Origin of the sequence: Nonomuraea gerenzanensis (assembly GCF_020215645.1) — a bacterium.
GTDB classification, from domain to species: Bacteria; Actinomycetota; Actinomycetes; order Streptosporangiales; family Streptosporangiaceae; genus Nonomuraea; species Nonomuraea gerenzanensis.
Genome location: NZ_CP084058.1, coordinates 11,768,945 through 11,794,863, shown reverse-complemented (window position 1 = coordinate 11,794,863; position 25,919 = coordinate 11,768,945). Strand labels below are relative to the sequence as shown.

Sequence of the window (25,919 nt, the reverse complement as noted above, 5' to 3'; positions counted from 1 at the left end):
CGGTGCATGACGGATGAGGAGCTGCGGGACGAACTGCTCCGGCGCATGGAGATGGACCAGGCCATGCGTGACCCGGCCAAGGGCTTCCCCGGCGACAAGAGGCTCGCGCGCCTGCAGCGCCTCGACGAGGGCAACACCGCCTGGCTCTACTCCGTCGTCGCCACCCGGGGCTGGCCGCTGATCTCCCAGGTGGGGGAGCGGGCGGCGCGCGCGGCCTGGCTGCTGGCGCAGCACGCGACCTCGCGGGCCGTGCAGCGCCTGTTCCACGAGCTGATGGCCGACGCGGTGGACTCGGACGAGGCCTCCCCGCACGACTTCGCCTACCTCGTGGACCGCGTCCGCGTGCGCTCCGGCCGGCCCCAGCTCTACGGCACCCAGTTCCACAACGGCGGCGACGGCCTGGAGCCCATGCCGATCGAGGATCCCGACCTGCTGGACGAGCGCCGCCGGGCCATGGGGCTGGAGCCGTTCGCCGATTACGAGGCGTTCATCAAGAAGACCGGGAGCCCCTGAGCACCCCCGGGGCATGTTCCTGTCACTCCAGGCGTTATCGTCATATTGACGAATATCGCCGCTCCGGGCGATTATCGTCATCTTGACGAGATCGCCTCAGTGAGGAGACCCCCATGAGCGCACCGGTGATCCCCCTGCGTCTGACCGCGCCGGAGCCCGGCTGGACCGTCGAGGCGGACGTGGTCGTCGTGGGCTCCGGCGTCGCGGGCCTGACCGTGGCCCTGCACTACGCCGAGCTGGAGCCCACGGCCAAGGTCCTGGTCGTCACCAAGGACGTGCTGGAGGCGGGCTCCACCCGCTGGGCCCAGGGCGGCATCGCGGCCGTGCTCGACCCCCGCGACACCCCCGAGGAGCATCTGAACGACACGCTGGTCGCCGGAGTGGGGCTGTGCGACGTGCGGGCGGTGCGCACGCTGGTGACCGAGGGCCCCGGCGCGGTCCGGCGGCTCATGGAGCGGGGCGCCCGCTTCGACCGCACCTCCGACGGGGAGCTCCAGCTCACCAGGGAGGGCGGGCACCGGCGGCACAGGATCGTGCACGCGGGCGGCGACGCCACCGGCGCGGAGGTGCAGCGGGCGCTCGTCGAGGCGGTCAGGGCCGGCCGGATCGAGGTGATCGAGCACGCGCTCGTGCTCGACCTGCTCAAGGACGCCAGGGGCCGGGCCAGGGGAGTGACGCTGCACGTCATGGGCGAGGGCGCGCGTGACGGCGTCGGCGCGGTGCGGGCCAGGGCGGTGGTGCTGGCCACCGGCGGCATGGGCCAGATCTACGCGGCCACCACCAACCCGGCCGTCTCCACCGGTGACGGAGTGGCACTCGCCCTGCGGGCCGGAGCCGTGGTGCGGGACATCGAGTTCGTGCAGTTCCACCCGACCGTGCTGTGGCTCGGTGAGTCCTCGACCGGCCAGCAGCCGCTGATCTCGGAGGCGGTCAGGGGCGAGGGCGCCTACCTGACCGACCATGAGGGCAACCGGTTCATGGCGGGCGTGCACGAGCTGGCCGACCTGGCGCCGCGCGACGTGGTGGCCAAGGCCATCATGCGCGTGATCCGCGAGACCGGGCGCGACCACGTCTACCTGGACGGCCGGCACTTCGGCCGCGACAAGTGGGAGTCGCGCTTCCCGACGATCTACGCGGTCTGCCGCGAGCACGGCATCGACCCGGCCACGCAGCCCATCCCGGTCTCGCCCGCCGCCCACTACGCCAGCGGCGGCGTCCGTACGGACCTGCGCGGCCGCACCTCCATCGACGGCCTGTACGCCTGCGGCGAGGTCGCCTGCACCGGCGTGCACGGCGCCAACCGGCTGGCCTCCAACTCCCTGCTCGAAGGACTGGTCTTCGCCGAGCGCATCGCCGAGGACATCCACGCCGTATGCCCCGCGCCGGGCGAGCCGGTGCCGAACACGGCCGTGGACGGGCTGGTGGACCCCCGGGTCAGGCCGCGGATCCAGGCTCACATGAGCACGGGGGCGAGCGTGCTGCGCAGCCGCGAGTCGCTGATGGCCACCGCCAGGGCGCTGCGCGACGCCCGCTGGACCCCGGTCCGGGTGCCGCCCCGCACCGAGTCCTGGGAGGCCACGAACCTGCTCACCGTGGCCACCGTCCTCACCGGCGCGGCGGCGGCCCGGCTGGAGACGCGCGGTTCACACTGGCGCGAGGACCACGAGACCCGCGACGACAACGAATGGCTGGGTCACCTCGACGTGACCCTGACCGAGGAGGGCACGCGCATGACCTACACGCCGCACGGCGACACGATGCCGTCGCGCCTGGCGCACGAGCTGACCGCCGCCGGGCTGGACCCGGCCGAGGTGGACGCGCTGATCGGCCGGGCGCTCGCCGAGGACCTGCAGGAGGCGGGCGACGTCACGAGCCTGGCCACCATCCCCGCCGGCCAGCGCTCGGTCGCCGACGTGGTGGCCCGCAAGGACGGCGTCGTGGCCGGGCTGGCGGTGGCGGAGGCGGTGTTCGTCCGGCTGGGCGCGGCCCGCGCCGAGCGCGTGGCCAAGGACGGCGAGCAGGTCAGGGCCGGCGACGTGCTGATGACCGTCGAGGGCCCGGTGCGCGCCCTGCTGACGGCCGAGCGCACCGCCCTCAACCTGCTCACCCACCTGTCCGGGGTGGCCACGCTGACCGCCCGCTGGGTCGAGGCGATCAGCGGCACCACCGCCCGCGTGCGCGACAGCCGCAAGACGCTGCCGGGGCTGCGGGCCCTGGAGAAGTACGCGGTACGCTGCGGCGGCGGCGTCAACCACCGGATGTCGCTGTCGGACGCCGCGCTGATCAAGGACAACCACGTGGTGGCCGCCGGGGGCGTGGCCGAGGCGTTCAGGGCGGTCAGGGAGCGCTACCCGGACCTGCCGATCGAGGTGGAGATCGACCGGCTCGACCAGCTCGACCCCGTGCTGGACGAGGGGGCCGAGCTGATCCTGCTGGACAACTTCACGGTCGAAGACACAGCTCGGGCCGTACATGTCGTGAAAAATCGGGCGAAAAACAGGGTTGCGCTTGAGGCGAGCGGGGGATTGACCTTGGAATCGGCCCATGATGTGGCGGAAACTGGCGTCGACTACCTTGCGGTGGGAGCGCTAACGCACTCAGCGCCGGCCCTTGACATCGCACTGGATCTGCGGGGGTAATTGATGCTGCTCACGATCGACGTCGGCAACACGCACACGGTGCTGGGGCTGTTCGAGGGCGAGGACGTCATCGAGCACTGGAGGCTGGCCACCGACGCCCGCCGCACCGCCGACGAGATCGCAGTCGTCCTGCAAGGCTTGCTGGCCCAGTCGCCGCTGCTGAAGGGGGCCGACGTCGACGGCATCGCCATCTGCTCCACCGTGCCCAGTGTGCTGAACGAGATGCGCGAGATGTGCCGCCGCTACTACGGCGACGTGAACGCGGTGATCGTGGAGCCGGGCATCCGCACCGGGGTGCCCGTGCGCATGGACAACCCCAAGGAGGTCGGCAGCGACCGCATCGTGAACGCGCTGGCCGCCATCGACCAGTACGGCGGTCCCTGCGTCATCGTCGACTTCGGCACCGCCACCTCCTTCGACGCGGTCTCGGCCAAGGGCGAGTACGTCGGCGCCGTCACCGCCCCCGGCATCGAGATCTCCGTGGACGCGCTCGCCGCCGCCGGCGCGCAGCTGCACAAGGTCGAGCTGGTCAGGCCGCGCTCGGTGATCGCCAAGAACACCGTCGAGGCGCTCCAGGCGGGCATCATCTACGGCTTCGCCGGCCAGGTGGACGGCATCGTCGAGCGCATGGCGGCCGAGCTGGCCGACGACCCCGACGACGTCACCGTGGTGGCCACCGGCGGGCACGCCGCCCTGGTGGTGGGCGAGTCCCGCTCGATCGACGTGCACGAGCCGTGGCTCACCCTCATCGGGCTCCGGCTGGTCTACCACCGCAACGCCTCATGACAGAAGGAACGGCCCCCGCGACACGCGGGGGCCGTTCCTTCTTCTAGGTCACTCGCTCTCGGCGGTGTAGAGGTACTCCCAGGGACCGCACTTCTTGGGGTAACCCCCGTGCGGGCCGACCTGGCAGACCTTCACGCGCAGGCTGAAGACGTCGTGCTCCTCGAAGCCGAACTTCTTGTAGCCGGGGTAGCCGCAGTACTTCTTGGCGTAGACGGGGGACCACTCGTGGTCGAAGTCGCTGGCCTCGAACTGGACGTACGCGCACTTGCCGCCCTCTTCATAGGTACGCGCGTCGCGGTCGAACAGCCTGCCCCTGACCTTGACCTCGTTCGACTCGCCGTGGTGGTCCCAGTCGACACCGATCCAGCCCTGCGCCTTGGCCAGGCCGTGCTTGGCGTAGACGGGGCCCCAGTCGTCGGCGTAGTCGTACGAGCTCGCCTGGGCCGAGGCCGGCATCGCCAGGGCAACGGCGGTGGTCGCGGCGACAGCGGCGAGACCGGTCGCGATCTTCTTGAACATCTTTCTCTCCTCGAGCTCCCTTTGGACCGGTTCCCTACCGGCTCCCCCCCGAGCTCGTAAGAAAGTTGTAAACCGGGGCTCTTGCAGCGTTCCTTCAGCGGCCCTGCAGCGTTCCTTCAGCGGGCCGACGAGCCCTTGCAGTTCGCCATATCCCCTACCCTTTGTTGTTGTGAGCGACGAACTTCCCGAGCAGATGCGCATCCGGAGGGAGAAGCTCGACCGCCTTCGCAGCGAGGGCGTCGACCCTTACCCGGTGAATTTCCCACGCACGGCGACCAACGCCGAGGTCAGGGAGAAATACCAGGGCCTGGAGCCCGACACCGCCACCGGCGACCAGGTCGCCGTGGTCGGGCGCGTCATGCTCAACCGCGTGGGCGGCAAGCTGTGCTTCGCCACGATCCGCGACGGCAGCGCCGACCTGCAGGTGATGATCTCGCTCGACAAGGTGGGCGAGGAGTCGCTGGCGAGCTGGAAGCGCGACGTCGACCTGGGCGACCACGTCGGGGTGGTGGGTGAGGTCATCACCTCCCGCCGCGGCGAGCTGTCGATCCTCGCCGACAGCTGGCAGATCACCGCCAAGTGCCTGCGCCCGCTGCCGGAGAAGCACATCGGGCTCACCGACCCCGAGGCGCGGGTCCGCCAGCGCTACGTCGACCTCATCGTCAACGACGAGGCAAGGAAGATGGCCCGCGTGCGCAGCGCCGCCGTGCGCGCGGTGCGCGACTTCTGGCACGAGGAGGGCTACCTCGAGGTCGAGACGCCGATGCTGCAGCCGATCCACGGCGGCGCCGCGGCCCGGCCGTTCAAGACCCACATCAACGCCTACGACATGGAGCTCTACCTTCGCATCGCGATCGAGCTCTACCTCAAGCGGCTCGTGGTGGGCGGCATCGAGAAGGTCTTCGAGATCAGCCGGACCTTCCGCAACGAGGGCGCGGACTCCACGCACAACCCCGAGTTCACCATGGTCGAGGCGTACGGCACCTACCTCGACTATCACGACATGGCCGACCTGACCCAGCGGATGATCCAGCGGGCCGCCCTGGCCTCGCTCGACAGCACGGTGGTCGTGCACGAGGGCACGGAGGTCGATCTCGGCGGCGCGCAGTGGCCCCGCATCCCGCTGCACCACCTGGTCTCGGAGGCCGTGGGCGAGGAGATCACCACCGCCACCAGCCTGGAGGAGCTGCGCAAGATCGCCGATCGGCGCGAGATCCACTGGGACCCGAAGTGGGGCGCGGGCAAGCTCGTCCAGGAGCTGTTCGAGGAGCTGGTGGAGCACACGCTGATCCAGCCCACGTTCGTGATGGACTACCCGCTGGAGACCTCGCCGCTGGCCCGCGTGCACCGCGACGACCCGCTGCTGACCGAGAAGTGGGACCTGATCGGGTTCGGCACCGAGCTGGGCACCGCCTTCTCCGAGCTGAACGACCCGATCGACCAGCGCCGCCGCCTGGTCGAGCAGTCGCTGCTGGCCGCCGGGGGCGACCCGGAGGCCATGCAGCTCGACGAGGACTTCCTGCAGGCGCTGGAGTACGCCATGCCGCCCACCGGTGGCATGGGCGCGGGCATCGACCGGATGATCATGGCGTTCACCGGGAGGAACATCCGCGAGACCATCCTGTTCCCGCTGGTCAAGCCCACCCAGTAAGGGTTCGCGACCCCGGCCGGCACACCGGCCGGGGTTCAGCGCAGCCGCACGGGCAGCGACGCCAGCCCGCGCAGCACCACGTTCTCCTTGTACGGCGGCTCCGGCTCGATCAGCTTCATCCCCGGCGCCGCCGAGGCCAGGGCCGACAGCGCGATCTCGCCCTCCATCCGCGCCAGCGTGGCGCCGAGGCAGAAGTGGATGCCGAGCCCGAAGGCGAGGTGCCGCTCCGGTGAGCGAGTCACGTCGAAATGGTCCGGATCGGGAAAGACCGTCGGGTCGCGATTGGCCGCGCCTATCACCGCCATCACCATCGTGCCCTTCGGCACCGGCGTCCCGCCCAGCGACACGTCCTCCAGGGCCACTCTGGAGGTGAGCTGCACCGGCGGGTCGTAGCGCAGCACCTCCTCCACCACGTGCTTGGGCCGTCGTGCCGCCTCCGGCAGCAGCCCGTGCCGCAGCAGGGCCGGCACGCCGTTGGCGATGAGGTTCACGGTCGTCTCGTGGCCGGCCACGAGCAGCAGCACGCAGGTGGCCAGCAGCTCGGCCTCGGTGAGCTCCTGGACGCGGGTCAGGGCGCTCAGCAGGTCGTCGCCGGGCCGCTCCCGCCTGAGCGCGGCCAGCTCACGGAAGTAGTCGCCGAACTCCTTTCTGGCCCGCCCGGTTTCCGATAAGAGGTCTGCTGTAAGCATCGGGTCAAGGCCGCGCGCCAGCTTCTCGCTCCAGCCGCGAAAGCGTTCGTGGTCCTCGGCGGGCACCCCGAGCATCTCGCTGATCACCATGACGGGCAGCGGGTAGGCCAGCCCGGACACCAGGTCGGCCTCCTCGGGTAGCGCGCGGATCAGCGAGGCGGCGATCGACTCCACGCGCGGGCGCAGCCGTTCGACCATGCGCGGGGTGAACGCCCTGCTCACCAGGGCGCGCAGCCTCGTGTGGTCGGGCGGGTCCAGCCACAGGAACGAGGCGGTGGGCTGACCTGGGTCTCCGCTGTCCTGGCCGCGCGGGCCGCGGCCGAAGCGCGGATCGCGCAGCAGGGTCGAGCAGAGCTCGTGGGTGGTGGCGACGAGCAGGCCCGCGCGCGTACGGAAGAGGGCGCCGCGCGTGCTCAGCTCGCGATAACGGGAGTAAGGATCACGCAGAAATGCCCGATCGAACGGATCAAAACCCAGGACGTCAGCCGGGCTCAAAACCGCTGGATCCGGAGGGCCGGAAGGCTCCATGAGATCGTTTATCCCGAGCTGATCGGTGCCGACATATCGCGAGTAGGTCACATATATCGGATCATGTCAATAGCGCTCGTCAAGAGCAGAGATTGTCATGCTTGACGACCTTTCCAGGATGCGTTTACGGTCTGCGAGGAGCGACTTCGGCCCGGTCCCGAGGCCCAAGTTCACCTGTTGGGGGGGAGGGCTCCCGATGGATGTGCTCACAGAAGGTGTTGAGCTGACCCATGCGGATCTTGCGTTACTGGCGGAGCTGGCCAAGGGGGTCACGGTCGACCGGGTGGGCAGACGGCTGGATATCAGCGGGCGCACCGTGCGCCGGAGATTACGCGGCATCTGTGACCGCATAGGCGTCGCCACGGCGATCGAGGCCGTGGCGTGGGCGGCGCGCCGCCAGCTGATCTAGCGGCGGGTGCCCAGGGGGAGGGGCGCCGGTGGGCGGTCAGCCGGCGATGCGGACCGCTCCGGTGGGCGGTCAGTCGGCGATGCGGACCGCTCCGGCGAACGGCCTGTTGGCGATCGAGGCGATCCGCACGACGTCTCCGGTCTGCGGCGCGTGCACCATCATCCCGCCGCCGAGGTAGATGCCCACGTGGTGCAGGTCGTTGTAGAAGAACACCAGGTCGCCCGGGCGCAGCTCCTCGCGCGAGATGTGCCTGCCCGCGGTCCACTGGCTGCCGGTGTAGTGCGGCAGTGAGATGCCGACCTTCTGGTAGGCCGCCATGACGAGGCCGGAGCAGTCGTAGGAGCTGGGCCCCTCGGCGCCCCAGACGTACGGCTTGAGCTGCTGCGTCAGCGCCCACCGCGCCGCCTGTGCCGCCTTGCCGCTGCCGACGATGGGCAGGTTGACGCGCTGCGCCCGCGTACCGGGCCGGCCGGCCTCGCCCAGCGCCCGCCTGAACAGGTTGCTCTCGACCTTGGTGACCAGCTTGGTGATCTTGTCGCGCTTGCCGTCGAGCTCGCCGACGATCTTCTGCACCTCGTCGATGCGTGACTTGGCGCCGGCCCTGGCCCGCTCGGCGGCCTCCCTGGCCGCCGTGACCTGGTTGACCTCGGCGCCCTGCTGCTGCTCCAGCACGTCCATGGTGGCGGCGCGGTCGAGGAAGGTGTCGGGGTCGCCGGAGGTGGCGAAGGCCAGCATCCGGTTCATGCCGCCGGTCATGTAGGCGTTCTGCGCCAGCAGCGCGGCCTTGGCGCGCTTGGCCTCCAGGTCGGCCTCACTGGTCGCCAGCGTCTTCTGTGCGGCGTCGGCGGCCTTCTTGGCGGTCTTGAGCTTCTCCCGCTGGCCGTTGTACTCCTCGGTCAGCGTCTCGATCTCGGTGTGCATCTTCTCGACCTGCTTGGCCAGGTCCTGGAGCGAGGGCTCTGGGTCCGCGGACGCCGGGGTGACGGGAATGGCTATCAGGAGCGCGGCCACTGTGAAACTCACCACACCGCCGAGGCGGCGTGATCGCCCGAGACGCCCCTGAGGGCGGGCCTGCCTGCCCGCCGCCTGCTCTCCGCCGTGACGCGTGCGCTTCACCAACCAAGCTCCCTTCCTCTACGCCGACCGGGTTAGCTGACGGGTTCGGGCCGGAGCAGCCCTACCGAACAACTCGGATTCACCCCGAATGGCGGGCGATGGGGGTCGCCGCCGGTGGGTCCCCGGCTCCCCTCGCGGGGATTGGGCGTGTCCCGCGCGCGCGACACGCGGGGAACATCGTCGCTGGACACTAATGCACTCCGAGTTCGTGCTCAACCGGAACTGCCGAGTTCATAGAGGTTTCACAACCGAAGGGTCACAAGGTGATCTCGTGCCTGACCGGGCAGAACGAGCTTTATGTCCCGTTCGTTGCTGCTTCTGCCAGATGGGGAGAGCGTGCTCGGCTGGCCACCGGATGTAACAGGATGGGGCGAGACATGGGAGTTAGGTCTGAGCCGTAATGACATCTGTACTCTGGAGAGCCATGGAGCAGGTGGCCGAACTGGCGACGTCCGAGACCCAGCCCGAGAGCGCGGTCGTGGTCCGGCGTGCCCGCACGCCCGATGTCCGGGTGATCAGGCGGCTGGTGGACACCTATGCGGGCGCGGGCCCGCGGCTTCTGGAGAAGGCCACGGTGACCCTGTACGAGGACGTGCAGGAGTTCTGGGTGGCCGAGAGGGGCGGGCAGGTTGTCGGCTGTGGCGCGCTCCACGTGTTGTGGGAGGACCTCGCGGAGGTCCGCACCGTGGCCGTGGATCCGGCGTGCCGCGGCATGGGCGTCGGCCATCGGATCGTCTCGGCGCTGATACAGCACGCGAAGGATCTGGGTCTGCGACGTGTATTCTGTCTGACTTTTGAGGTCGACTTCTTCGCGAGACACGGCTTTCGCTCGATTCAGGGCACACCGGTCTCACCAGAGGTGTACGCCGAACTCCTGGCCTCGTACGACGAGGGCGTGGCGGAGTTCCTCGACCTGGAACACGTCAAACCGAACACCCTGGGCAACACCCGCATGCTGCTCCATCTGACATCGGGTGACGCGGACCTTGACCAGATGGAAAGGTGATTGTTGATACCTATGTCGATACGTTGGGCAGCACAGGCATGTGTCCTGACACGTGCCACATGCGCACTCGAAGCGAGGTGACACGGTGAGCACCGGACAGCCGCCGTATCCACAGGACGAATCCGGCGAGAATCCCCCTTACGGGCAGCACAACGCGGGCCGCCACCCTGGCGAGCCCGACCCGGACGTGACTGTGGTCGGCTACCGGGCGGACGACGCCTACGGCCAGCAGCCCCCATACGGCCAGCAGCAGGGCCATGGGCAGCAGCAGGGCTACGGCCAGCAGCCCCAGTACGGCCAGCAGCAGCAAGGCTACGGCCAGCAGGGCTACGACCAGCAGCAGCAGTACGGTCAGCAGCAGGGTTACGGTCAGCAACAGCAGTCGCAGCCCGGCTACGGCCAGCAAGGACAGTACGGCCAGCAGCAGGGCTACGGTCAGCAGCAGCAGTCGCAGCCCGGCTACGGCCAGCAGCAATACAGCGACCAGCAGGGCTACGGCCAGCAGCAGGGCTACGGCGACCAGCAGCAGCAGTACGGCCAGCAGGGCTACGGCCAGCAACCGCAGTCCGGCCAGCAGTCCGCCTACGGCCAGCAGCCGCAGTCCCAGCCCGGATACGGCCAGCAGCAGGGTTACGGTCAGCAGCAGCAGTCGCAGCCGGATTACGGCCAGCAGGCCCAGTACGGTCAGCAGCCGCAGTCCCAGCCGGGCTACGGCCAGCAGGGCTACGACCAGCAGCAGCAGTACGGCCAGCAGGGTTACGGTCAGCAGCAGCAGTCGCAGCCGGATTACGGCCAGCAGGCCCAGTACGGTCAGCAGCCGCAGTCCCAGCCGGGCTACGGCCAGCAGGGCTACGACCAGCAGCAGCAGTACGGCCAGCAGGGTTACGGTCAGCAGCAGCAGTCGCAGCCGGATTACGGCCAGCAGGCCCAGTACGGTCAGCAGCCGCAGTCCCAGCCCGGCTACGCCCAGCCCGGTTACGGCCAGCCCGGTTACGGCCAGCAGGGCTACGAGCAGCAGCAGTTCGGCCAGCAGGGCTACGGCCAGCAGCCGCAGCAGTACGGGCAAGGCGGCTACGGCCAGCCCGGCTACGGGCAGGCCTACGGCCAGCCGGTCGGCGTGCAGCCCCCAGGGGCGCCGGCACCGCTCGCCGAGTGGTGGCAGCGCCTGGTGGCCAGGATCATCGACTTCGTCATCCTGTTCATCGTGAACATCGTCGTCGGTGTCGTGCTCGGCCTGTTCGCCGTGGCCAGCTACTCCACGCTGGATGGCAGCAGCGGCGGGTTCCTCTCGCTGACGCTGGTGACGATCATCTCGGCGGTCATCGTGACGGCGCTCTGGGTGGCCTTCGACTTCTTCCTGCTGAAGGCGAAGGGCCAGACCGTCGGCAAGATGGTGATGGGCATCAAGGTCGTGCACGTGGGCCAGGCCATGCCACCAGGCGGCCTGTCCTCCGACGCGGCGCTGAAGCGCGCCGCGGCCACCTGGGGCGGCTGGATCCTCAACGCCGTCCCGCTGACCGTCATCCCCAGCCTGCTGGCCTGGGCCGTGGTGGCGCTCAACGGCGCCTCCCAGCTCTGGGACAAGCCGCTGCAGCAGACGTTCGCGGACAAGTTCGCGAACACGGTGGTGGTCAAGATCAAGTAGTCTGCAGCGGACACGACATAGGGGCCGGCCTCGCCGGCCCCTATGTTTTGTGTGTGGACCTGTACCAGAATTAGTTAGCGACCCGAGCCCCGACGACACGAGGTGGCAGTTATGGCCGGGACGGCCCCGCGGACGGACGTGCTGCCCGCCGAATGGTGGGAACGTCTCGGTGCGCGGCTGATTGAAGCGCTGGTCTTCGGGGTCTTCTATTACATTCTGTTCATCGCGCTGTGGGGCTTCTTCCGGACTGTCGGCATGGCCGAGGTCATCGGCGGGCGGCTGCCGGGGGTCCTCGCGTGGCTGGTCGCCGGGCTGGCTTATGCCGGCTACGACTGGTGGGCGCATTCCCGGCACGGACGGACGTTCGGTAAGGCGATCATGAGGATTCGCCTGGTGCCGGACGGCCTGCCGCGCCGGGTTCTGCTCAAGCGGACCCTGGTCTATCCCGCGCCGGTGATGCTCATGGGCATTCCGGTGGTCAATCTGCTGGCCGGAATGCTGCTGTTCGGGGTGGGGTTGCTCATCCTGATCGACAAGCCGCTGGAGCGGGGCCCGCACGACAGGGCGGCCGGAACGCGGGTGGTAAAAGATCTTCGCTGAGCCTGCGGTACCAGGGGCGATGCCTTTTCGCAAAATTTTCGGTTGATCCGGTAAGGAGCCTGGAGAGACTGGCATTAGGCTATGGGGCGTCCGGGTTGCCGGATGTTGGCGCCCCTGCGACACGCAGGGCATGTGTGTGGCGCTATGGTCGGGTGCGGGCGGTTGCTGCCCTGGGCGTCATGAGGGGGCCGGGCTCCCTGTGGTCACGCTCCCAGCGCTTTATGCGCCCCCGAAACCCCGCTAGCCGTGGAGGCGAGGACGAATGGAAGCCCTTACAGACGTATTGTCAGCGCTCATCCCCCCGGTGGTGGTGGGTGGCGCCTTCATCTTTGGCGTAGTGAAGTTGGTCCGGTCCGAGGCCCTGGGGGGCCGGCGAAACCGCGAGGATCAGCCCGAGAGCCAGAACTGATCGGCTAGTCAGCCGAATCCCCGTAGCGCTGAATTGTCTCCACGCCTTTCCGGGTATATGTTTGGGCAGGCGAATGAAACAATGCTCCGCGAAAGGATTGCGTACATGGCCAAGCAGATCCAGGAGATTCTCATCGATGACCTCGATGGGGGCGAGGCCAATGAGACGGTCAGCTTCGCTATTGACGGCTCCACCTATGAGATTGACCTCAGCGACCTTAACGCGAAGAAGCTGAGGGACGCTCTGACGCCTTTCGTGCAGCATGCGCGCAGGGCGGGCGCCGTATCCACGCGCCGGCGCGGCCGGGGCGGCAACCGTGCGATGAGCCGCGAGAAGAGCTCCGAGATCCGGCAGTGGGCCAAGGCTCACGGCCTGCCGGTCAGCGAGCGCGGCCGCATCGCCTCCACCGTCGTGGAGAAGTACGAAGCCGCTCACTGAGGAGCCGGCTCTCGACCATGCGCTTATGATGCTCGCCTCGGACCCCGGCGGCCGCCATAAGCGCATGATCGTTTCCGTGGCGCCCTCGAATGGGGGACGTTCCGGAAGATGATCTCCCGAGCGCCCATATCCGGGCGTTTTGGACGCGTGTGTTCCCCGCTCTGCCCGTGGCGCCGTTTCACCGCCGGTGCCGGGATATGTGATGGCGGCGGAGGCGAATGCCGTGTGTGGCGGCCATGCCCCATTCAACGTACGTTCGCGCGTACGAACCGGGCGTCGGCCGCCCACATTGGCCTTGTGCGGCGGGCATTGCGGTTCGCGCGGAGCTTGTGGCCCGTCGCACGGAGCGGTTCGGATGCCGTACCCATGGAACGGGCCATGGGGAAAATCCCGCGGTCTCTTCACTCGCTGTAACGCTTAAGCCGGGCCCCGGCTGACCCGCCGCCGCCGAAAACCTCATCGCCGAACGGATGTGGCGGGCTCCCGATTACCCGCCCTCGGATGCAGTGAGCGGGGCATAAGCCGCAAGAGCCAGCATCCCACGCACAATGCCGGTTCTGGCGGTATCCACGCACAATGCCGTCACTCAGCACCGGTACGGCATTGCGATTCAGCCGCCCCTGCGAGTGCGCGGAGACCCGCGGAATGCCGTCGGCGCCGCCGCCGCGCCAGGGAAGAGCGTCTATCGTGCGGGCCACCGTCCGGTAACCCGGCTGACCAAATGGTGAGATTTCTGATTACCGTCTGTACGGGTACGCGCCCGCTGTACAGGACGCCCCCGTGCCGCCAGGCCAGGCGCACCGCCAAGATCGCGAATTGCCGCCCGATCACCGGGATGCGGAAGGATGGGGCGCATTGTCCGGCCCGATCGACTGCTACTGATTCGGCTGTTACTGAGGAGCGGCGAGTTGTTCGAGAAGTTCACCGACCGAGCCCGGCGCGTCGTCGTCCTGTCCCAGGAAGAGGCCAGGGCACTCGACCACCACCACATCGGCACCGAGCACCTGCTGCTCGGCCTGGTCCGCGAGGGTGAGGCCGTGGCCGCCCAGGTGCTGGAGGGCTTCGGCATCGGCCTCGACGACGCGCGCCGCCAGATCGTGGAGCTCGTCGGCCGGGGCGAGCAGCCCCCGACGGGGCACCTGCCGTTCACGGCACGGGCGCACCAGGCCCTGGAGCTGGCCAACCGCGAGTCCATGGACAAGGGGCTCGACTACATCGGCACGGAGCACCTGCTGCTCGGCCTGGTCCGCGAGGGCGCGGGCACCGGGGCCCAGGCCCTGGTCAAGCTGGGCGCCGATCCCGCCGGGGTCGCGCGGGCCGTGGAGGAACTGGTCGAGAAGTACCGGGCCGGCCGTCCCTAGCGGTGCGTATGCGGTTCGTATGCGCGTGGCGGGGGCGGCGGGCGATATGCGGTGTGTGCCGTGTTGTGCTCAGGGCGTAGCGTGCTCGCTTGGCCTTGCTCCGGACCGCGACATAAGATGATTACGCAACAGATACGGACGCGGCATCTCAGATGCAGGGGCGAAATCGGCATCCCCGCGCCGGCTCCGCGCCAGGCGTCCGATGGACGATCCGTGTGGGTCCGTACGCGCCGCGGGGGCAATTCACAGGCGCTTCCGTTAAGCGTCCTAAACATCGTTCGCTTGCGGCGTATCGGGAACACGTCACCCCCGAACAGTAGTTGGATGGAGGGTGAACGCCCTGCTCTCGGGGAACGTCTCTGCTATAGAGCGTGTCAGCGGCAGTGGGCACGGTTCGCCGAGCCAGGGCTAGCATGCGGGAGGACGGGACCGGATTTACCGGCCTGACTGACCGCTCTGTGAGGAGCGACGAGATGTTCGAGAGGTTCACCGACCGAGCGAGGCGTGTTGTCGTCTTGGCCCAGGAAGAGGCCAGGATGCTCAACCACAACTACATCGGCACTGAGCACATTCTTCTTGGTTTGATCCATGAAGGTGAGGGCGTGGCCGCCAAGGCTCTGGAGAGCCTCGGCATCAGCCTTGAGGGTGTGCGCCAGCAGGTCGAGGAGATCATCGGCCAGGGCCAGTCGGCTCCGTCGGGGCACATTCCGTTCACCCCGCGGGCCAAGAAGGTCCTCGAGCTGTCGCTCCGTGAGGCTTTGCAGCTGGGTCACAACTACATCGGCACCGAGCACATCCTGCTCGGGCTCATCCGCGAGGGTGAGGGTGTGGCGGCCCAGGTGCTGGTCAAGCTTGGAGCTGATCTCAACCGTGTCCGGCAGCAGGTCATCCAGTTGCTCCACGGTTACCAGGGCAAGGAGCCGGCCGCGGCGGGCGGTCCGCAGGAGTCGGCCCCGTCGACCTCCCTGGTGCTCGACCAGTTCGGCCGTAACCTGACCCAGGCCGCCCGTGAGGGCAAGCTGGATCCGGTCATCGGCCGTGAGAAGGAGATCGAGCGGGTCATGCAGGTCCTGTCCCGCAGGACCAAGAACAACCCCGTTCTCATCGGCGAGCCCGGCGTCGGCAAGACCGCCGTCGTCGAGGGCCTGTCGCAGAAGATCGTCAGGGGCGAGGTGCCCGAGACGCTGAAGGACAAGCAGCTCTACACGCTTGACCTCGGCGCCCTGGTCGCCGGCTCCCGCTACCGCGGTGACTTCGAGGAGCGCCTGAAGAAGGTGCTGAAGGAGATCCGCACGCGCGGCGACATCATCCTGTTCATCGACGAGCTGCACACGCTCGTGGGTGCGGGCGCCGCGGAGGGCGCGATCGACGCCGCCAGCATCCTCAAGCCCATGCTGGCCCGCGGCGAGCTGCAGACGATCGGCGCGACCACGCTCGACGAGTACCGCAAGTACCTGGAGAAGGACGCGGCGCTGGAGCGGCGCTTCCAGCCGATCCAGGTGGCCGAGCCCTCACTCAGCCACACGATCGAGATCCTCAAGGGTCTGCGCGACCGCTACGAGGCGCACCACCGCGTGTCCATCACCGACGACGCGCTGGTCGCCGCCGCGCAGCTGGCCGACCGCTACATCAGCGACCGCTACCTGCCCGACAAGGCGATCGACCTCATCGACGAGGCGGGCTCCCGGATGCGCATCCGCCGGATGACCGCTCCGCCGGACCTGCGCGAGTACGACGAGAAGATCGCCAACGTCCGCCGCGACAAGGAGTCCGCGATCGACGCGCAGGACTTCGAGAAGGCGGCTGCGCTCCGCGACCAGGAGAAGCAGCTCCAGCTCAAGCGCGAGCGGCGGGAGAAGGAGTGGAAGGCCGGCGACATGGACGTCGTGGCCGAGGTCACTCAGGAGCTCATCGCCGAGGTCCTGGCGACCGCCACCGGCATCCCGGTCTTCAAGCTGACCGAGGAGGAGTCGCAGCGCCTGCTCCGCATGGAGGACGAGCTCCACAAGCGGATCATCGGCCAGGACGACGCCATCAAGGGCCTGTCGCGCTCCATCCGGCGCACCCGCGCCGGCCTGAAGGACCCGCGCCGTCCCGGTGGCTCGTTCATCTTCGCCGGCCCCTCCGGCGTCGGTAAGACCGAGCTGTCCAAGGCTCTGGCGGAGTTCCTCTTCGGCGACGAAGACGCTCTGATCAGCCTGGACATGTCGGAGTTCATGGAGAAGCACACCGTCTCCAGGCTGTTCGGCTCGCCTCCCGGCTACGTCGGCTACGAGGAGGGCGGCCAGCTCACCGAGAAGGTGCGGCGCAAGCCGTTCTCCGTGGTCCTGTTCGACGAGATCGAGAAGGCCCACCCCGACATCTTCAACTCGCTGCTGCAGATCCTGGAGGACGGTCGCCTGACCGACGCCCAGGGCCGCGTGGTCGACTTCAAGAACACGGTCATCATCATGACCACCAACCTCGGCACCCGTGACATCTCCAAGGGCATCGGGGTCGGGTTCGCGAAGTCCAACGACACCGAGTCCAACTACGAGCGGATGAAGGCGAAGGTCCAGGAGGAGCTCAAGCAGCACTTCCGGCCCGAGTTCCTCAACCGTGTCGACGACATCGTGGTCTTCCACCAGCTCACGCCGAACGAGATCATCAAGATCGTGGATCTGATGCTCGCCCAGGTGGACGCCAGGCTGAAGGACCGCGACATGGGGCTCGACGTCTCGCCCGAGGCCAAGCAGCTGCTCGCCGACCGCGGCTACGACCCCGTCATGGGCGCCCGGCCGCTGCGCCGGACGATCCAGCGCGAGCTGGAGGACTCGCTGTCGGAGAAGATCCTGTACGGCGAGCTCCGTCCCGGTCAGGTCGTGAAGGTGACGATCGAGGGCGAAGGCGACAACGCCAAGTTCATCTTCAAGGGCGAGTCCGCCTCGAAGATCCCGGACTCGGCCGCCGCGATCGCCGCACCGATCCAGAACTGACCCTGGGTCCACCGGGAAGCCCCCGCGCGCTAGCCCGCGCGGGGGCTTCTCGCATGCCGGAAGGGTGACGGGGCCGGGCCGTGAGGGCAACCTTCCGTGACCGTCCATGACGGGACGTGACGGCTGGAGACGGGGATCACCGCAGGAGGAACATCGTCAACGTAAGGCACCCCATGCGCTGCTTGCTCCGTGGTCTCGCCGCCCTGCTCCTCGCCGCCGCCGTCGTCCTGCTTCTCCCCGCGCTCGTCCCTGCCGCGCAGGCTGGGGTGCAACCGCCCATCGAGGCGGTGAACGTCGGCCCGATGGACGTCAGCTCCACCACCAACCTCAACCTCCCGATCTGCGGCGGCGGTGCCGACCTCCAGCTGGTCCCCGTCGAGATCCTCAGCCCGCAGAGCCTGGGGGACTGCACCAAGAACGCGCTCTCCTGAGGTCGCCCGGCGGCCCGGCTCCCCTCCAGGGGCCGGGCCGTGTCACATTTCGGCGGGCTGTCCAGTCATAGCTGTGGACGGGGCGGCGCTGAGGCCGCCGTGGGAGCCCGCAGGAGGTGCCGGATGGGGCCGAGGTCACCAACTTGTCCGATTGGGCCCGGACGGGGCCATGGACGGCAGGTACGGCATCTTCGAAGATCCTCACATCCCACATGGGGAGAAGTGAGAAGGTTGCCGTCGTTGCGTAATTGTTTGATGAGCGGGTATGCCACCACCGCGAGTAGTACTACACTGCGTAGAGCTTCGCCAAGTCTCATCCAAGTGAGCCACAAGAGCGTGCTCCCAAGCTGGGGGCCTGCTCCCTGGGGAGTAGCAGGAAGTCAACTCAGGGCGGACGCGCATGCCGTGGCCCGGCAGGCATGCTCACATGGCTCGCACGTACGAGGCGGGCGACGGGAACACTAATGCAAGCCCTGGAGGAAACCGATGCGCCTGCGTCACGATGACGGAACGCTCGTTCACCTCGCCTACAACGCAGGCGTCCACCCCGCTGAGGACTTGGAGAACCTCATCGCGCACCTGACCCGCTACGCGGTGCCGGTGCGCAAGAAGCTGGGCGTCGAGCGGATGGGCATCGGGCTGTGGCTGTCGCCGACCGTGGCCGACCATCTCACCGCCGACCGGATCGAGCTCGTCCGGCTGCGCCGCTCCCTGGAGGAGCGCGGCCTGGAGGTCGTCAGCCTCAACGGCACCGGCGGCCGCAACCAGGACGTCCCCGGCCCCGACTGGGCCAAGCCCGAGCGCTACCGCTACACGATGGCGCTGGCCAAGATCCTGGCGTTCCTGCTGCCCGAGGACGTGCGGTTCGGCAGCATCTCGACGATCCCCATCGGCTGGCGCCGCGACTGGCCCGCCGACCTGCACTCCATCGCCACCCGCCGGCTGGAGCGGCTGGCCCGCGAGCTGCGCGGCATCTACAGCACGACCGGCAAGACGATCAGAGTCGGGTTCGAGCCGTGGCCCGGCTGCGTGCTGGAGACGACCGAGCAGGCGCTGGAGCGGGTGTGCGGCATCGACTCCGAGCACCTGGGCGTGTGCCTGGACGCCTGCCACCTCGCCTGCGACGCCGGTGAGCCGGGTGCGGCGCTGAAGGGCCTGGCCGAGGCCGGGGCGCCCGTGGTCAAGCTGGGCCACGTGCACAATCACACCGGCGAGACGCCGGGCACAGGAGGCGTGCTGCAGGACACGCTGACGGCCATGCTGTCGGGCGCTGTGAGCGGCAGCGCGCACATCGAGGTCGAGACGCACAACCTGCTCGTCCCCGGACGGGCCAAGGGCCCGGGGGCGCTGGTGTCGATGCTGGCCGAGGAGCTGGCGTGGGCGCGTACGAACCTGACCAGCCTGGGCCTCCAGCTCGCCGCGTAGGCCCGACCACCTCCAGCTCATCGCCTGAGCGGCCTTCACCTCATTGTGCCTGGAGGTTGCCGAGCCGGCCCGGCGGCCTTCATGCCATCGTGCCTAGAGGTTGCCGAACCAGCCGGGCATGTCCAGCCGCCACGGGTTGCCGGGCGTCATCCTGCGCAGGTCGGCTTCCAGCTCGCGCAGCCGCTCCTCGCCCAGCTCGGCTGCCCAGCGGGTGCGCAGCGCGTCGAAGATGCGGGCTGAGCGGTCGAGGGCGTCGATGCCGTACGGGGTGAGGCGCACGATCTTGCGCCTGGTGTCGTGCGGGTCGGTGGTGCGCTCGACGTAGCCGGCCCGCTCCAGTGTCTCGATGGTCTTGCCCGCCGCCTGCTTGGAGACGCCCAGCGTCCGGCCCAGCTCGACGGCCGTGGTGCCGTCGGGGCCGATGGCCTGCATGACGAACCCGTGCATGGGTCTGAGCTCGGGATGACCCTGCCTGCCCAGCTCGGAGTGCAGCTCGTCGATCAACAACCTGAACGCGAGCAGCAGGCGCAGCGGAAGCTCGAAGCCGGGGACGTAGCTTGACACGATAGACAACCTGGTTAACTATATGGACAACGTAGTTGCCTATCTTAGGGGTTGATGGTGTTGTCCGTCATACGTGAGGCCGAGGCGCGGCGCTCGCAGACACCAGGCGGGGTCATGACGACGTTCGCCTCGCCGACACAGGGAGGGGCCTCGCGGTCCCTGTGGAAGGTCGAGGCCCGCCCGGGCGCCGAGGGGCCCGTGCACGACTTCGACAGCGAGCAGGTGTGGAGCTGGGTGGCCGGTGCGGCGACCGTCGAGCTGGGCGGCCGTACGTACACCGTCACGGCCGGCGACACCGTGGTCATGCCCGCCCGCACCGTACGGCGGGTCCTGGCCGACCCCGGCCACGGCTACACCGCCGTCGTCACCGCACCGGCCGGCGCCAGAGCCTTCGGCCCCGACGGCGCCGAGTTCGGCGTGCCGCCGTGGATCGCGTGAGAGGAGATGTCGATGACCGTGGTCCTGGGAGCCGACTCCCGCAGGATCGAGACCCCGAACGGGGTCATGACCACCCTCGCCTCCCCGACGCAGGGCGCCGCCGAGCACGCCGCCGTCTGGCGGGTGGAGGCCAGGCCCGGCATGGTGGGGCCGGTGCACGCCTTCGACGCCGAGCTGGTGTGGACGTGGCTCGACGGGGCCGCCGTGGTCGAGCTGGGTGGTGAGCGGTACGAGGTGAGGGCGGGGGACACGATGGTGTTGCCCGCGGATGTGAGCAGGCAGTTGTTCGCCGACGGGGAGCGCGGGTTCGTCTCCGTCGTGGTCGCGCCGCCCGGGGCGCAGGTCTACAACCCGGACGGGGTGTCGGAGCCGGACGCCTGCGACCTGGCCCCGAAGGACGACGAGCGGCTCGTGCCGCCCTGGGTCCGTTAGCGGGCTCAGGGGATCTCGCATCGATCCGATGACCTGCCGCAGCGAGGGTGTCCACGTCGTCCGCGATAAGACGATCTTGGATACCCTCGTTCTCGTCTCCGCAGGCATCTCGTGGACCACACCACCAGGAGAACCGGTGTCATACCCGCAACCGCTCACCCCCGAGGAGGAACTCGCCGACGCGAAGAAGCGGCTGAGCCTCCCGCCTATCGTCGTGATCTGCGGCTCCACCCGCTTCATGGCCGAGATGACCGAGGCCGATCTGCGGGAGACCACAGCCGGAAAGATCGTCGTCAAGCCGGGTTGTGACATGAAGTCGCCGCACGAACTCTGGTCCGATCCTGCCGCGGCCAGGGCGCTGAAGGTCCGGCTCGACGATCTGCACCGAGCGAAGATCCGGCTCGCTGATGAGGTGCTCGTGGTCGGCGACCACATCGGAGACAGCACCCGAGCCGAGATCGCCTACGCCCGCTCGCTGGGCAAGCCCGTGCGGTTCACGCACCCCGAAGTCGACCCCGACGCCTGACCGCCCACCCTCCGCACGCGCACCAGTGGCGTAAGAGGCTCAGCCCTGGTCTGAGGAGTGGGGCAGGCGGTAGGTGCCGTCGTCGAGCGCCTCGGCCAGCCCATCGGCCACCAGCCCGTCCAGCGCGCGCTCACGCTGCACGGAGTCGTCCCACACCACGTCCAGCGCCGCCTTCGGCACCGGCCCGTGGGCCTCGCGCAGCACCGCCAGCAGCCGCCCCCGGCACTGCCGGTCGGTGCCCGCGTACGTCTGCCCCTTACGGGCGGGCCCGGCGTACGGCGGCTTGCCCGCCAGCCGCCACGCGCACACGTGCGTGATCGGGCAGTCGGCGCAGCGCGGCGCCCGCGCCGAGCACACCAGCGCCCCCAGCTCCATCACCGCCACCCCCCACCGGGCGGCGCCCAGCTCGGGCAGCAGGCTCTCCGCCAGCCGCCGCTCGGCCGCCGAGGTGGCGGTCGGCGGGTACTCCTCCGCGCTGATCGCCCGTGCGAACACCCTGCGCACGTTCGTGTCCAGCACCGCGTGCCGCCCGCCGAAGGCGAAACTGGCGACGGCCGCCGCCGTGTACTCGCCGATACCGGGCAGAGCCAGCAGGGTCGCGTGGTCCGACGGCACCTGGCCGCCGTGCTCCTCGGTGATGGCGCGGGCGCACGCGTGCAGGCGCAACGCCCGCCGCGGGTAACCGAGCCGCCCCCAGTGGCGTACGGCCTCGCCGGGCTGCTCGGCGGCCAGCGCCTTGGGGGTCGGCCACCGCTCCATCCACTCGTGCCAGATCGGCAGGACGCGGACGACCGGGGTCTGCTGGAGCATGATCTCGCTCACCAGCACCCCCCACGGGGTCGCGTCGGGCGCCCGCCACGGCAGATCCCGGGCGTTGTCCTCGTACCAGTCGAGAACGGCGGTGTGCAGGAGGTTCGGCTCGACCACGCCGTCAAGGGTATGGGGCGATGCCAACCCTTGGCGTGCCGACGTTCCAGGAGATGGCATCCACCGGCGTGTCGTCACTCCTTGTCGTTGCCCGCTCACCATTCTGTGCTGTATGGACCCGGATACGATGCGTGGCGACGGCGGTGACATCTACTGGCGGCGCCGGATGAGCGTGCTGGTGGCCGTGCTCGTCGTGGTGGCCGTTGTGGCGTGGGCGTGCTCCAGCGGCGGCAGCGGCCCCGAACGCAGCTCCAGCGCGCAGTCCTCACCGAGCGCGGGCGCCAGCGCCTCCGCCCAGGCCACGCCGAGCGTCGACCCGCTCCTGGCCGGGCTGCGCACGCTCGCCCTGGGCACCGCCAGCCCGTCCCCGACGACCAGCGCCAAGGCCACCCCCTCCGAACGCCCCAAGCGGCCCGGGGAGCCGTGCGAGGAGAAGGACCTGGTGCTCAGCCTCCAGGGTGGCAAGGAGCAGATCTACGCCGGCGCCTCCCGCCCCACCTTCCTCGTCACCCTGGTCAACACCGGCTCGGTGATGTGCAAGGCCGACGTGGGGCCACGGGCCATGGAGATCCGCATCACCTCGGGCGCCGACCGCATCTGGTCCACGGCCGACTGCGTGAGCGGTGAGGGCACCGACGTTCAGGAACTGCAGCGGGGGGTGCCGTACGTGCGGTCGCTGGAGTGGGACCGGCGGCGCTCCAGCTCCGACTGCCGCTCGCCGTCCGCCAACGCGTTGCCGGGGACTTATGTGGCGGTGGCGCGGATGGGCAGGATGCGGACCGAGAAGGGTGTTTTCCATCTGCGTTGAGGTGTTCTGCTCGGCTGTCGCGGCAGCTGGTCGGCGCGGTGTAAGAGATCGTCGGTGGCGGCGAGAGAGCTGGTGAGAAAGGCCGCGAGCTGCGGGGGCTGCAGCGCGATGGCAACGACGCCCGCCTCGGTGAGCGGAATGTGTTCGGGAACGTATTTTGCCATTGCCAGGCTCGGCGACCTCGGGTCCGCTCCTTGAGCGATGCCCCGTGAGGCGTGCTCCGTATCTGGGACCGAAGATCGTGGTGCTGCGTCCGGGGAGCGCGAGGGGCTGGCAAGCCCTTCGCACCGGGTCTCGTGGCGCAGCCACGAGACCCGGATGAACACAGCCCGAGCCGAAGGCGAGGCCCCCTAGATTCGGGGCGGGCTTCCAACGGCCAAGCCGGTAACTGGGGTTGGGGCGGGCTGGGTTTCGAAAGAACGCCCGAGCGATCAGCGAGACCTTGCTTTTAGACGTAGCGCTCGAGGATGGAGGATTCGGCCAGGCGGGAGAGGCCCTCGCGGACGCTGCGGGCCCGGGATTCGCCGACGCCGCCCACCGCCTGCAGGTCGTCGATGCTGGCCGCCAGGAGTTTTTGCAGGCCGCCGAAGTGGTTGACCAGTCGGTCCACGACCGTGGCAGGGAGGCGGGGGACTTTGGCCAGGAGGCGGAAGCCGCGCGGGGAGACGGGGGTTTCGAGCTGGTCGGTGCCGTTGTGGCCGAGGACGTGGGCGACGGCTGAGAGGTCGAGGAGGTCGGCGCCGGAGAGCTGGTCCAGCTCGTGCAGGGCCTCCATGAGGCGCTTCTGGCGGCGGCCGGAGGGGGCGGGGAGGTAGTCGCGGATGACCAGCTCGCGTTCGGAGTCCACGCCGGCGACCAGCTCGTCGAGTTGCAACGACAGGAGGCGGCCGTCCGTGCCCAGCTCGACGACGTAGCCCTTGATCTCGTCGGAGATGCGGCGGACCATCTCCAGGCGCTGCGCCACGGCGGCGACGTCTCTGACCGTGACCAGGTCTTCGATCTCCAGGGCCGACAGGGTGCCGGAGACCTCGTCGAGGCGGTGCTTGTAGCGCTCAAGCGTGGCCAGGGCCTGGTTGGCCTTGGACAGGATGGCGGCCGACTCCTCCAGGACGTAGCGGATGCCGTCGAGGTAGAGGGCGATGATGCGCATCGACTTGCTGATCGCGATGATCGGCAGGCCGGTCTGCCTGGCGACGCGCTGGGCGGTGCGATGGCGGGTGCCGGACTCGTCGGTGGGGATGGCGGGGTCGGGGACGAGGTGCACGGCGGCACGGACGATCTTGTGGTCGTCGCTCAGCACGATGGCGCCGTCCATCTTGGCCAGCTCGCGCAGCCGGGTGGCGGAGAAGTCGACGTCGAGCTCGAAGCCGCCGCTGCAGACCTCTTCGACGACCCTGTTGTAGCCCAGCACGATCAGCCCGCCGGTCTGCCCGCGCAGGATCCGCTCCAGGCCGTCGCGCAGAGGTGTGCCCGGCGCTACCGCGGCCAGGGCTTCGCGACGGCGGTCGTCCAGACTCCTATCCACCTGACCCCCGTGTCGATCGGTCACCTCAGCTTAGCCGCGCTATGTGACGTGTGTGAGAGCGTCCCAGACGTTCTCCGCCTGGACCACCTCGAAGCCCGGCGCGAACGCCACCGGCCCGACCGGCACCAGGGAGCGCTGGCCGCCGCGCCTGCCCGTGCCCTCCTCCAGCGAGCCGGCCGGCACGAGGGCGCGCTTGAAGCCCAGGCGGGCCGCCTCCGTGAGGCGCCTGCGCACGTCCTTCACCGGGCGCAGCTCGCCCGCCAGGCCCACCTCGCCCAGCGCGACCAGCCCGGCGGGCAGCGGCTTGTCGCCGGCGGCGCTGGCGACGGCGAGCATGACCGACAGGTCCACGGCGGGGTCGGCCAGCTTGATGCCGCCGACGGTGGCGGTGAACACGTCGCAGCCGCCGAGGCGGGCGTTGAGCCGGCGCTCCAGGACGGCGAGGACCATCTGGACGCGGTAGGTGTCGAGCCCCGACGAGGTGCGCCGGGGCTGCTGCGCCTCGGTGCGCGCCACCAGGGCCTGGACCTCGGCGGGCAGCGGGCGGGTGCCCTCGACCGTGACGGTGACGCAGGTGCCGGGGACCGGCTCGCTGCGCCGGGAGACGAACAGGCCGCTGGGGTCGGTGATGCCCTCGATGCCCCGCTCGTGCAGGTCGAAGCAGCCGATCTCGTCGGTGGGGCCGAACCGGTTCTTGATCGCGCGGACCATGCGCAGCCGGGAGTGTCGGTCGCCCTCGAAGTTGAGCACGACGTCGACCAGGTGCTCCAGCGTGCGGGGGCCGGCGATGGAGCCCTCCTTGGTGACGTGGCCGACGAGGACGGTGGCCATGTTGCGCTCCTTGGCCAGCCGGACGAGGTTGGCCGCCACCTCGCGCACCTGCGTCACCCCGCCGGGCACGCCGGTGGCCTGCGCGGAGCCGATCGTCTGGACGGAGTCGACGACCAGCAGCCTCGGCTGGACCTTCTCCACGTGCGTCACCAGCGCCGACAGCTCGGTCTCCGCCGCCAGGTAGAGCTGGTCCTGGATCGCGCCGATGCGGTCGGCCCGCAGGCGCACCTGGGCCGCGGACTCCTCGCCCGTCACGTACAGGACGGTCGCGCGCTCGGCGATGCGCGCGGCGGCCTCCAGCAGGAGCGTGGACTTGCCGATGCCGGGCTCGCCCGCCAGCAGCACCACCGCGCCGGGCACCAGCCCGCCGCCCAGCACCCGGTCGAGCTCGGCCACGCCGGTGGTGCGGGCGGTCGCCACCTCGGCCCTGACCTGCCCGATGGGCAGGGCGGGAGCGGTGGTGGCCCCGGCCTGGACGACGTTGACGCCCGCCCTGGCGCCTTCCTCGTCGACCGTGCCCCAAGCCTGGCACTCCCCGCACCTGCCGACCCACTTGGTGGTGCGCCACCCGCATTCGGCGCAGCGGTATCCGGGCTTCGGGGCAGTCTTGGCCATGTGGTGCAGGTTAGCGGGCGCCACCGACAATCTTCGAGCCGTGCGTGACGGGAGCGGGATGTGCGTCTTGTCCTGCGCCCGTGCTGCCAGGACCGCTGCTGTCGTCAGGCCAG

Annotated in this window: 24 protein-coding genes and 1 riboswitch; of the genes, 17 read left to right on the top strand and 7 right to left on the bottom strand. The window is 69.3% G+C overall.

Going from position 1 to position 25,919, the window contains the following annotated elements; all coding sequences use genetic code 11:
- Positions 1-6 precede the first annotated feature (6 nt).
- From LCN96_RS55000 to LCN96_RS54990, 3 genes are all read left to right on the top strand, one after another.
- Positions 7-513 (top strand): DUF6624 domain-containing protein, encoded by a 507-nt coding sequence (locus LCN96_RS55000; protein WP_225270324.1) that lies wholly within the window; start codon positions 7-9, stop codon positions 511-513.
- 113 nt (positions 514-626) lie between these two features.
- A complete protein-coding gene (locus LCN96_RS54995) occupies positions 627-3,152 on the top strand; it encodes an L-aspartate oxidase (protein WP_225270323.1) in 2,526 nt (841 codons plus the stop codon).
- A gap of 3 nt (positions 3,153-3,155) precedes the next feature.
- A complete protein-coding gene (locus LCN96_RS54990; RefSeq protein WP_225270322.1) occupies positions 3,156-3,938 on the top strand; it encodes a type III pantothenate kinase in 783 nt (260 codons plus the stop codon).
- A gap of 48 nt (positions 3,939-3,986) precedes the next feature.
- On the opposite strand, the gene LCN96_RS54985 is transcribed toward LCN96_RS54990, so the two are convergent.
- Positions 3,987-4,457, bottom strand: a complete 471-nt coding sequence (locus LCN96_RS54985; RefSeq protein ID WP_225270321.1) for a hypothetical protein — start codon at positions 4,455-4,457, stop codon at positions 3,987-3,989.
- Positions 4,458-4,626: 169 nt separating this feature from the next.
- Between LCN96_RS54985 and lysX the strand changes: the two genes are divergently transcribed.
- Positions 4,627-6,108: a bifunctional lysylphosphatidylglycerol synthetase/lysine--tRNA ligase LysX gene (lysX, locus tag LCN96_RS54980; RefSeq protein ID WP_225270320.1), complete on the top strand. Its 1,482-nt coding sequence runs from the start codon at positions 4,627-4,629 to the stop codon at positions 6,106-6,108.
- Between the two features lie 35 nt (positions 6,109-6,143).
- Here the strand turns inward: lysX and LCN96_RS54975 are convergent, their stop codons facing one another.
- The gene (locus tag LCN96_RS54975; protein ID WP_225270319.1) at positions 6,144-7,292 is read right to left on the bottom strand and encodes a cytochrome P450; all 1,149 of its coding nucleotides are present in this window, start codon (positions 7,290-7,292) and stop codon (positions 6,144-6,146) included.
- 229 nt (positions 7,293-7,521) lie between these two features.
- On the opposite strand from LCN96_RS54975, the gene LCN96_RS54970 reads away from it, so the two are divergent.
- Positions 7,522-7,734, top strand: a complete 213-nt coding sequence (locus LCN96_RS54970) for a LuxR C-terminal-related transcriptional regulator (protein ID WP_188189233.1) — start codon at positions 7,522-7,524, stop codon at positions 7,732-7,734.
- A 69-nt stretch (positions 7,735-7,803) separates the two neighbouring features.
- Here LCN96_RS54970 and LCN96_RS54965 read toward each other — a convergent pair whose 3' ends face one another.
- Positions 7,804-8,757, bottom strand: coding sequence for a C40 family peptidase (locus LCN96_RS54965; RefSeq protein ID WP_225270318.1), 954 nt, complete (start codon positions 8,755-8,757; stop codon positions 7,804-7,806).
- 99 nt (positions 8,758-8,856) lie between these two features.
- Positions 8,857-9,008: riboswitch (cyclic di-AMP (ydaO/yuaA leader) on the bottom strand.
- Positions 9,009-9,274: 266 nt separating this feature from the next.
- On the opposite strand from LCN96_RS54965, the gene LCN96_RS54960 reads away from it, so the two are divergent.
- The 8 genes from LCN96_RS54960 (at position 9,275) to LCN96_RS54925 (ending at position 19,140) form a co-directional block, all read left to right on the top strand.
- Complete coding sequence (locus LCN96_RS54960; protein ID WP_225270317.1) at positions 9,275-9,856, top strand: amino-acid N-acetyltransferase; 582 nt, start codon at positions 9,275-9,277, stop codon at positions 9,854-9,856.
- An 85-nt stretch (positions 9,857-9,941) separates the two neighbouring features.
- A complete protein-coding gene (locus LCN96_RS54955) occupies positions 9,942-11,501 on the top strand; it encodes an RDD family protein (RefSeq protein WP_225270316.1) in 1,560 nt (519 codons plus the stop codon).
- A 111-nt stretch (positions 11,502-11,612) separates the two neighbouring features.
- On the top strand, positions 11,613-12,101 hold the full coding sequence (locus LCN96_RS54950) for an RDD family protein (protein ID WP_225270315.1): 489 nt from the start codon (positions 11,613-11,615) through the stop codon (positions 12,099-12,101).
- A gap of 514 nt (positions 12,102-12,615) precedes the next feature.
- Complete coding sequence (locus tag LCN96_RS54945; protein ID WP_106243615.1) at positions 12,616-12,948, top strand: histone-like nucleoid-structuring protein Lsr2; 333 nt, start codon at positions 12,616-12,618, stop codon at positions 12,946-12,948.
- Positions 12,949-13,856: 908 nt separating this feature from the next.
- Positions 13,857-14,309 carry a Clp protease N-terminal domain-containing protein gene (locus LCN96_RS54940; RefSeq protein ID WP_311132161.1) on the top strand — a complete coding sequence of 151 codons (453 nt, stop codon included), beginning with the start codon at positions 13,857-13,859 and terminating at the stop codon, positions 14,307-14,309.
- Positions 14,310-14,782: 473 nt separating this feature from the next.
- Positions 14,783-17,284, top strand: a complete 2,502-nt coding sequence (locus LCN96_RS54935) for an ATP-dependent Clp protease ATP-binding subunit (protein WP_225270314.1) — start codon at positions 14,783-14,785, stop codon at positions 17,282-17,284.
- A 182-nt stretch (positions 17,285-17,466) separates the two neighbouring features.
- Positions 17,467-17,715 (top strand): hypothetical protein, encoded by a 249-nt coding sequence (locus LCN96_RS54930; protein WP_225270313.1) that lies wholly within the window; start codon positions 17,467-17,469, stop codon positions 17,713-17,715.
- 486 nt (positions 17,716-18,201) lie between these two features.
- On the top strand, positions 18,202-19,140 hold the full coding sequence (locus LCN96_RS54925; RefSeq protein WP_225270312.1) for a sugar phosphate isomerase/epimerase family protein: 939 nt from the start codon (positions 18,202-18,204) through the stop codon (positions 19,138-19,140).
- A gap of 93 nt (positions 19,141-19,233) precedes the next feature.
- On the opposite strand, the gene LCN96_RS54920 is transcribed toward LCN96_RS54925, so the two are convergent.
- Positions 19,234-19,704 (bottom strand): MarR family winged helix-turn-helix transcriptional regulator, encoded by a 471-nt coding sequence (locus LCN96_RS54920; RefSeq protein WP_225270311.1) that lies wholly within the window; start codon positions 19,702-19,704, stop codon positions 19,234-19,236.
- 114 nt (positions 19,705-19,818) lie between these two features.
- Between LCN96_RS54920 and LCN96_RS54915 the strand changes: the two genes are divergently transcribed.
- Genes LCN96_RS54915 through LCN96_RS54905 form a run of 3 tightly spaced genes read left to right on the top strand, consistent with a single transcriptional unit; the run spans position 19,819 to position 21,100 of the window.
- Positions 19,819-20,142 (top strand): cupin domain-containing protein, encoded by a 324-nt coding sequence (locus LCN96_RS54915; RefSeq protein ID WP_225270310.1) that lies wholly within the window; start codon positions 19,819-19,821, stop codon positions 20,140-20,142.
- 12 nt (positions 20,143-20,154) lie between these two features.
- Positions 20,155-20,574 carry a cupin domain-containing protein gene (locus tag LCN96_RS54910; RefSeq protein WP_225270309.1) on the top strand — a complete coding sequence of 140 codons (420 nt, stop codon included), beginning with the start codon at positions 20,155-20,157 and terminating at the stop codon, positions 20,572-20,574.
- 28 nt (positions 20,575-20,602) lie between these two features.
- Positions 20,603-21,100, top strand: coding sequence for a TIR domain-containing protein (locus LCN96_RS54905; RefSeq protein ID WP_225270308.1), 498 nt, complete (start codon positions 20,603-20,605; stop codon positions 21,098-21,100).
- Positions 21,101-21,139: 39 nt separating this feature from the next.
- Here LCN96_RS54905 and LCN96_RS54900 read toward each other — a convergent pair whose 3' ends face one another.
- Positions 21,140-22,027, bottom strand: a complete 888-nt coding sequence (locus tag LCN96_RS54900; protein ID WP_225270307.1) for an HhH-GPD family protein — start codon at positions 22,025-22,027, stop codon at positions 21,140-21,142.
- 112 nt (positions 22,028-22,139) lie between these two features.
- Here LCN96_RS54900 and LCN96_RS54895 point away from each other — a divergent pair, with 112 nt between their 5' ends.
- Positions 22,140-22,835 (top strand): hypothetical protein, encoded by a 696-nt coding sequence (locus LCN96_RS54895; RefSeq protein ID WP_225270306.1) that lies wholly within the window; start codon positions 22,140-22,142, stop codon positions 22,833-22,835.
- 448 nt (positions 22,836-23,283) lie between these two features.
- Here LCN96_RS54895 and disA read toward each other — a convergent pair whose 3' ends face one another.
- Both disA and radA read right to left on the bottom strand, forming a co-directional pair.
- Complete coding sequence (gene disA, locus LCN96_RS54890; protein ID WP_225270305.1) at positions 23,284-24,360, bottom strand: DNA integrity scanning diadenylate cyclase DisA; 1,077 nt, start codon at positions 24,358-24,360, stop codon at positions 23,284-23,286.
- Positions 24,361-24,399: 39 nt separating this feature from the next.
- Positions 24,400-25,806: a DNA repair protein RadA gene (gene radA / locus LCN96_RS54885; RefSeq protein WP_225270304.1), complete on the bottom strand. Its 1,407-nt coding sequence runs from the start codon at positions 25,804-25,806 to the stop codon at positions 24,400-24,402.
- Positions 25,807-25,919: the final 113 nt, after the last annotated feature.

Coding starts and splice junctions, on each gene's coding strand:
- LCN96_RS55000 (WP_225270324.1), top strand. CDS start 7: ATGACGGATGAGGAGCTGCGGGACGAACTGCTCCGGCGCATGGAGATG.
- LCN96_RS54995 (WP_225270323.1), top strand. CDS start 627: ATGAGCGCACCGGTGATCCCCCTGCGTCTGACCGCGCCGGAGCCCGGC.
- LCN96_RS54990 (WP_225270322.1), top strand. CDS start 3,156: ATGCTGCTCACGATCGACGTCGGCAACACGCACACGGTGCTGGGGCTG.
- LCN96_RS54985 (WP_225270321.1), bottom strand. CDS start 4,457: ATGTTCAAGAAGATCGCGACCGGTCTCGCCGCTGTCGCCGCGACCACC.
- LCN96_RS54970 (WP_188189233.1), top strand. CDS start 7,522: ATGGATGTGCTCACAGAAGGTGTTGAGCTGACCCATGCGGATCTTGCG.
- LCN96_RS54960 (WP_225270317.1), top strand. CDS start 9,275: ATGGAGCAGGTGGCCGAACTGGCGACGTCCGAGACCCAGCCCGAGAGC.
- LCN96_RS54950 (WP_225270315.1), top strand. CDS start 11,613: ATGGCCGGGACGGCCCCGCGGACGGACGTGCTGCCCGCCGAATGGTGG.
- LCN96_RS54945 (WP_106243615.1), top strand. CDS start 12,616: ATGGCCAAGCAGATCCAGGAGATTCTCATCGATGACCTCGATGGGGGC.
- LCN96_RS54935 (WP_225270314.1), top strand. CDS start 14,783: ATGTTCGAGAGGTTCACCGACCGAGCGAGGCGTGTTGTCGTCTTGGCC.
- LCN96_RS54925 (WP_225270312.1), top strand. CDS start 18,202: ATGCGCCTGCGTCACGATGACGGAACGCTCGTTCACCTCGCCTACAAC.
- LCN96_RS54915 (WP_225270310.1), top strand. CDS start 19,819: ATGACGACGTTCGCCTCGCCGACACAGGGAGGGGCCTCGCGGTCCCTG.
- LCN96_RS54910 (WP_225270309.1), top strand. CDS start 20,155: ATGACCGTGGTCCTGGGAGCCGACTCCCGCAGGATCGAGACCCCGAAC.
- LCN96_RS54905 (WP_225270308.1), top strand. CDS start 20,603: ATGACCTGCCGCAGCGAGGGTGTCCACGTCGTCCGCGATAAGACGATC.
- LCN96_RS54895 (WP_225270306.1), top strand. CDS start 22,140: ATGGACCCGGATACGATGCGTGGCGACGGCGGTGACATCTACTGGCGG.
- radA (WP_225270304.1), bottom strand. CDS start 25,806: ATGGCCAAGACTGCCCCGAAGCCCGGATACCGCTGCGCCGAATGCGGG.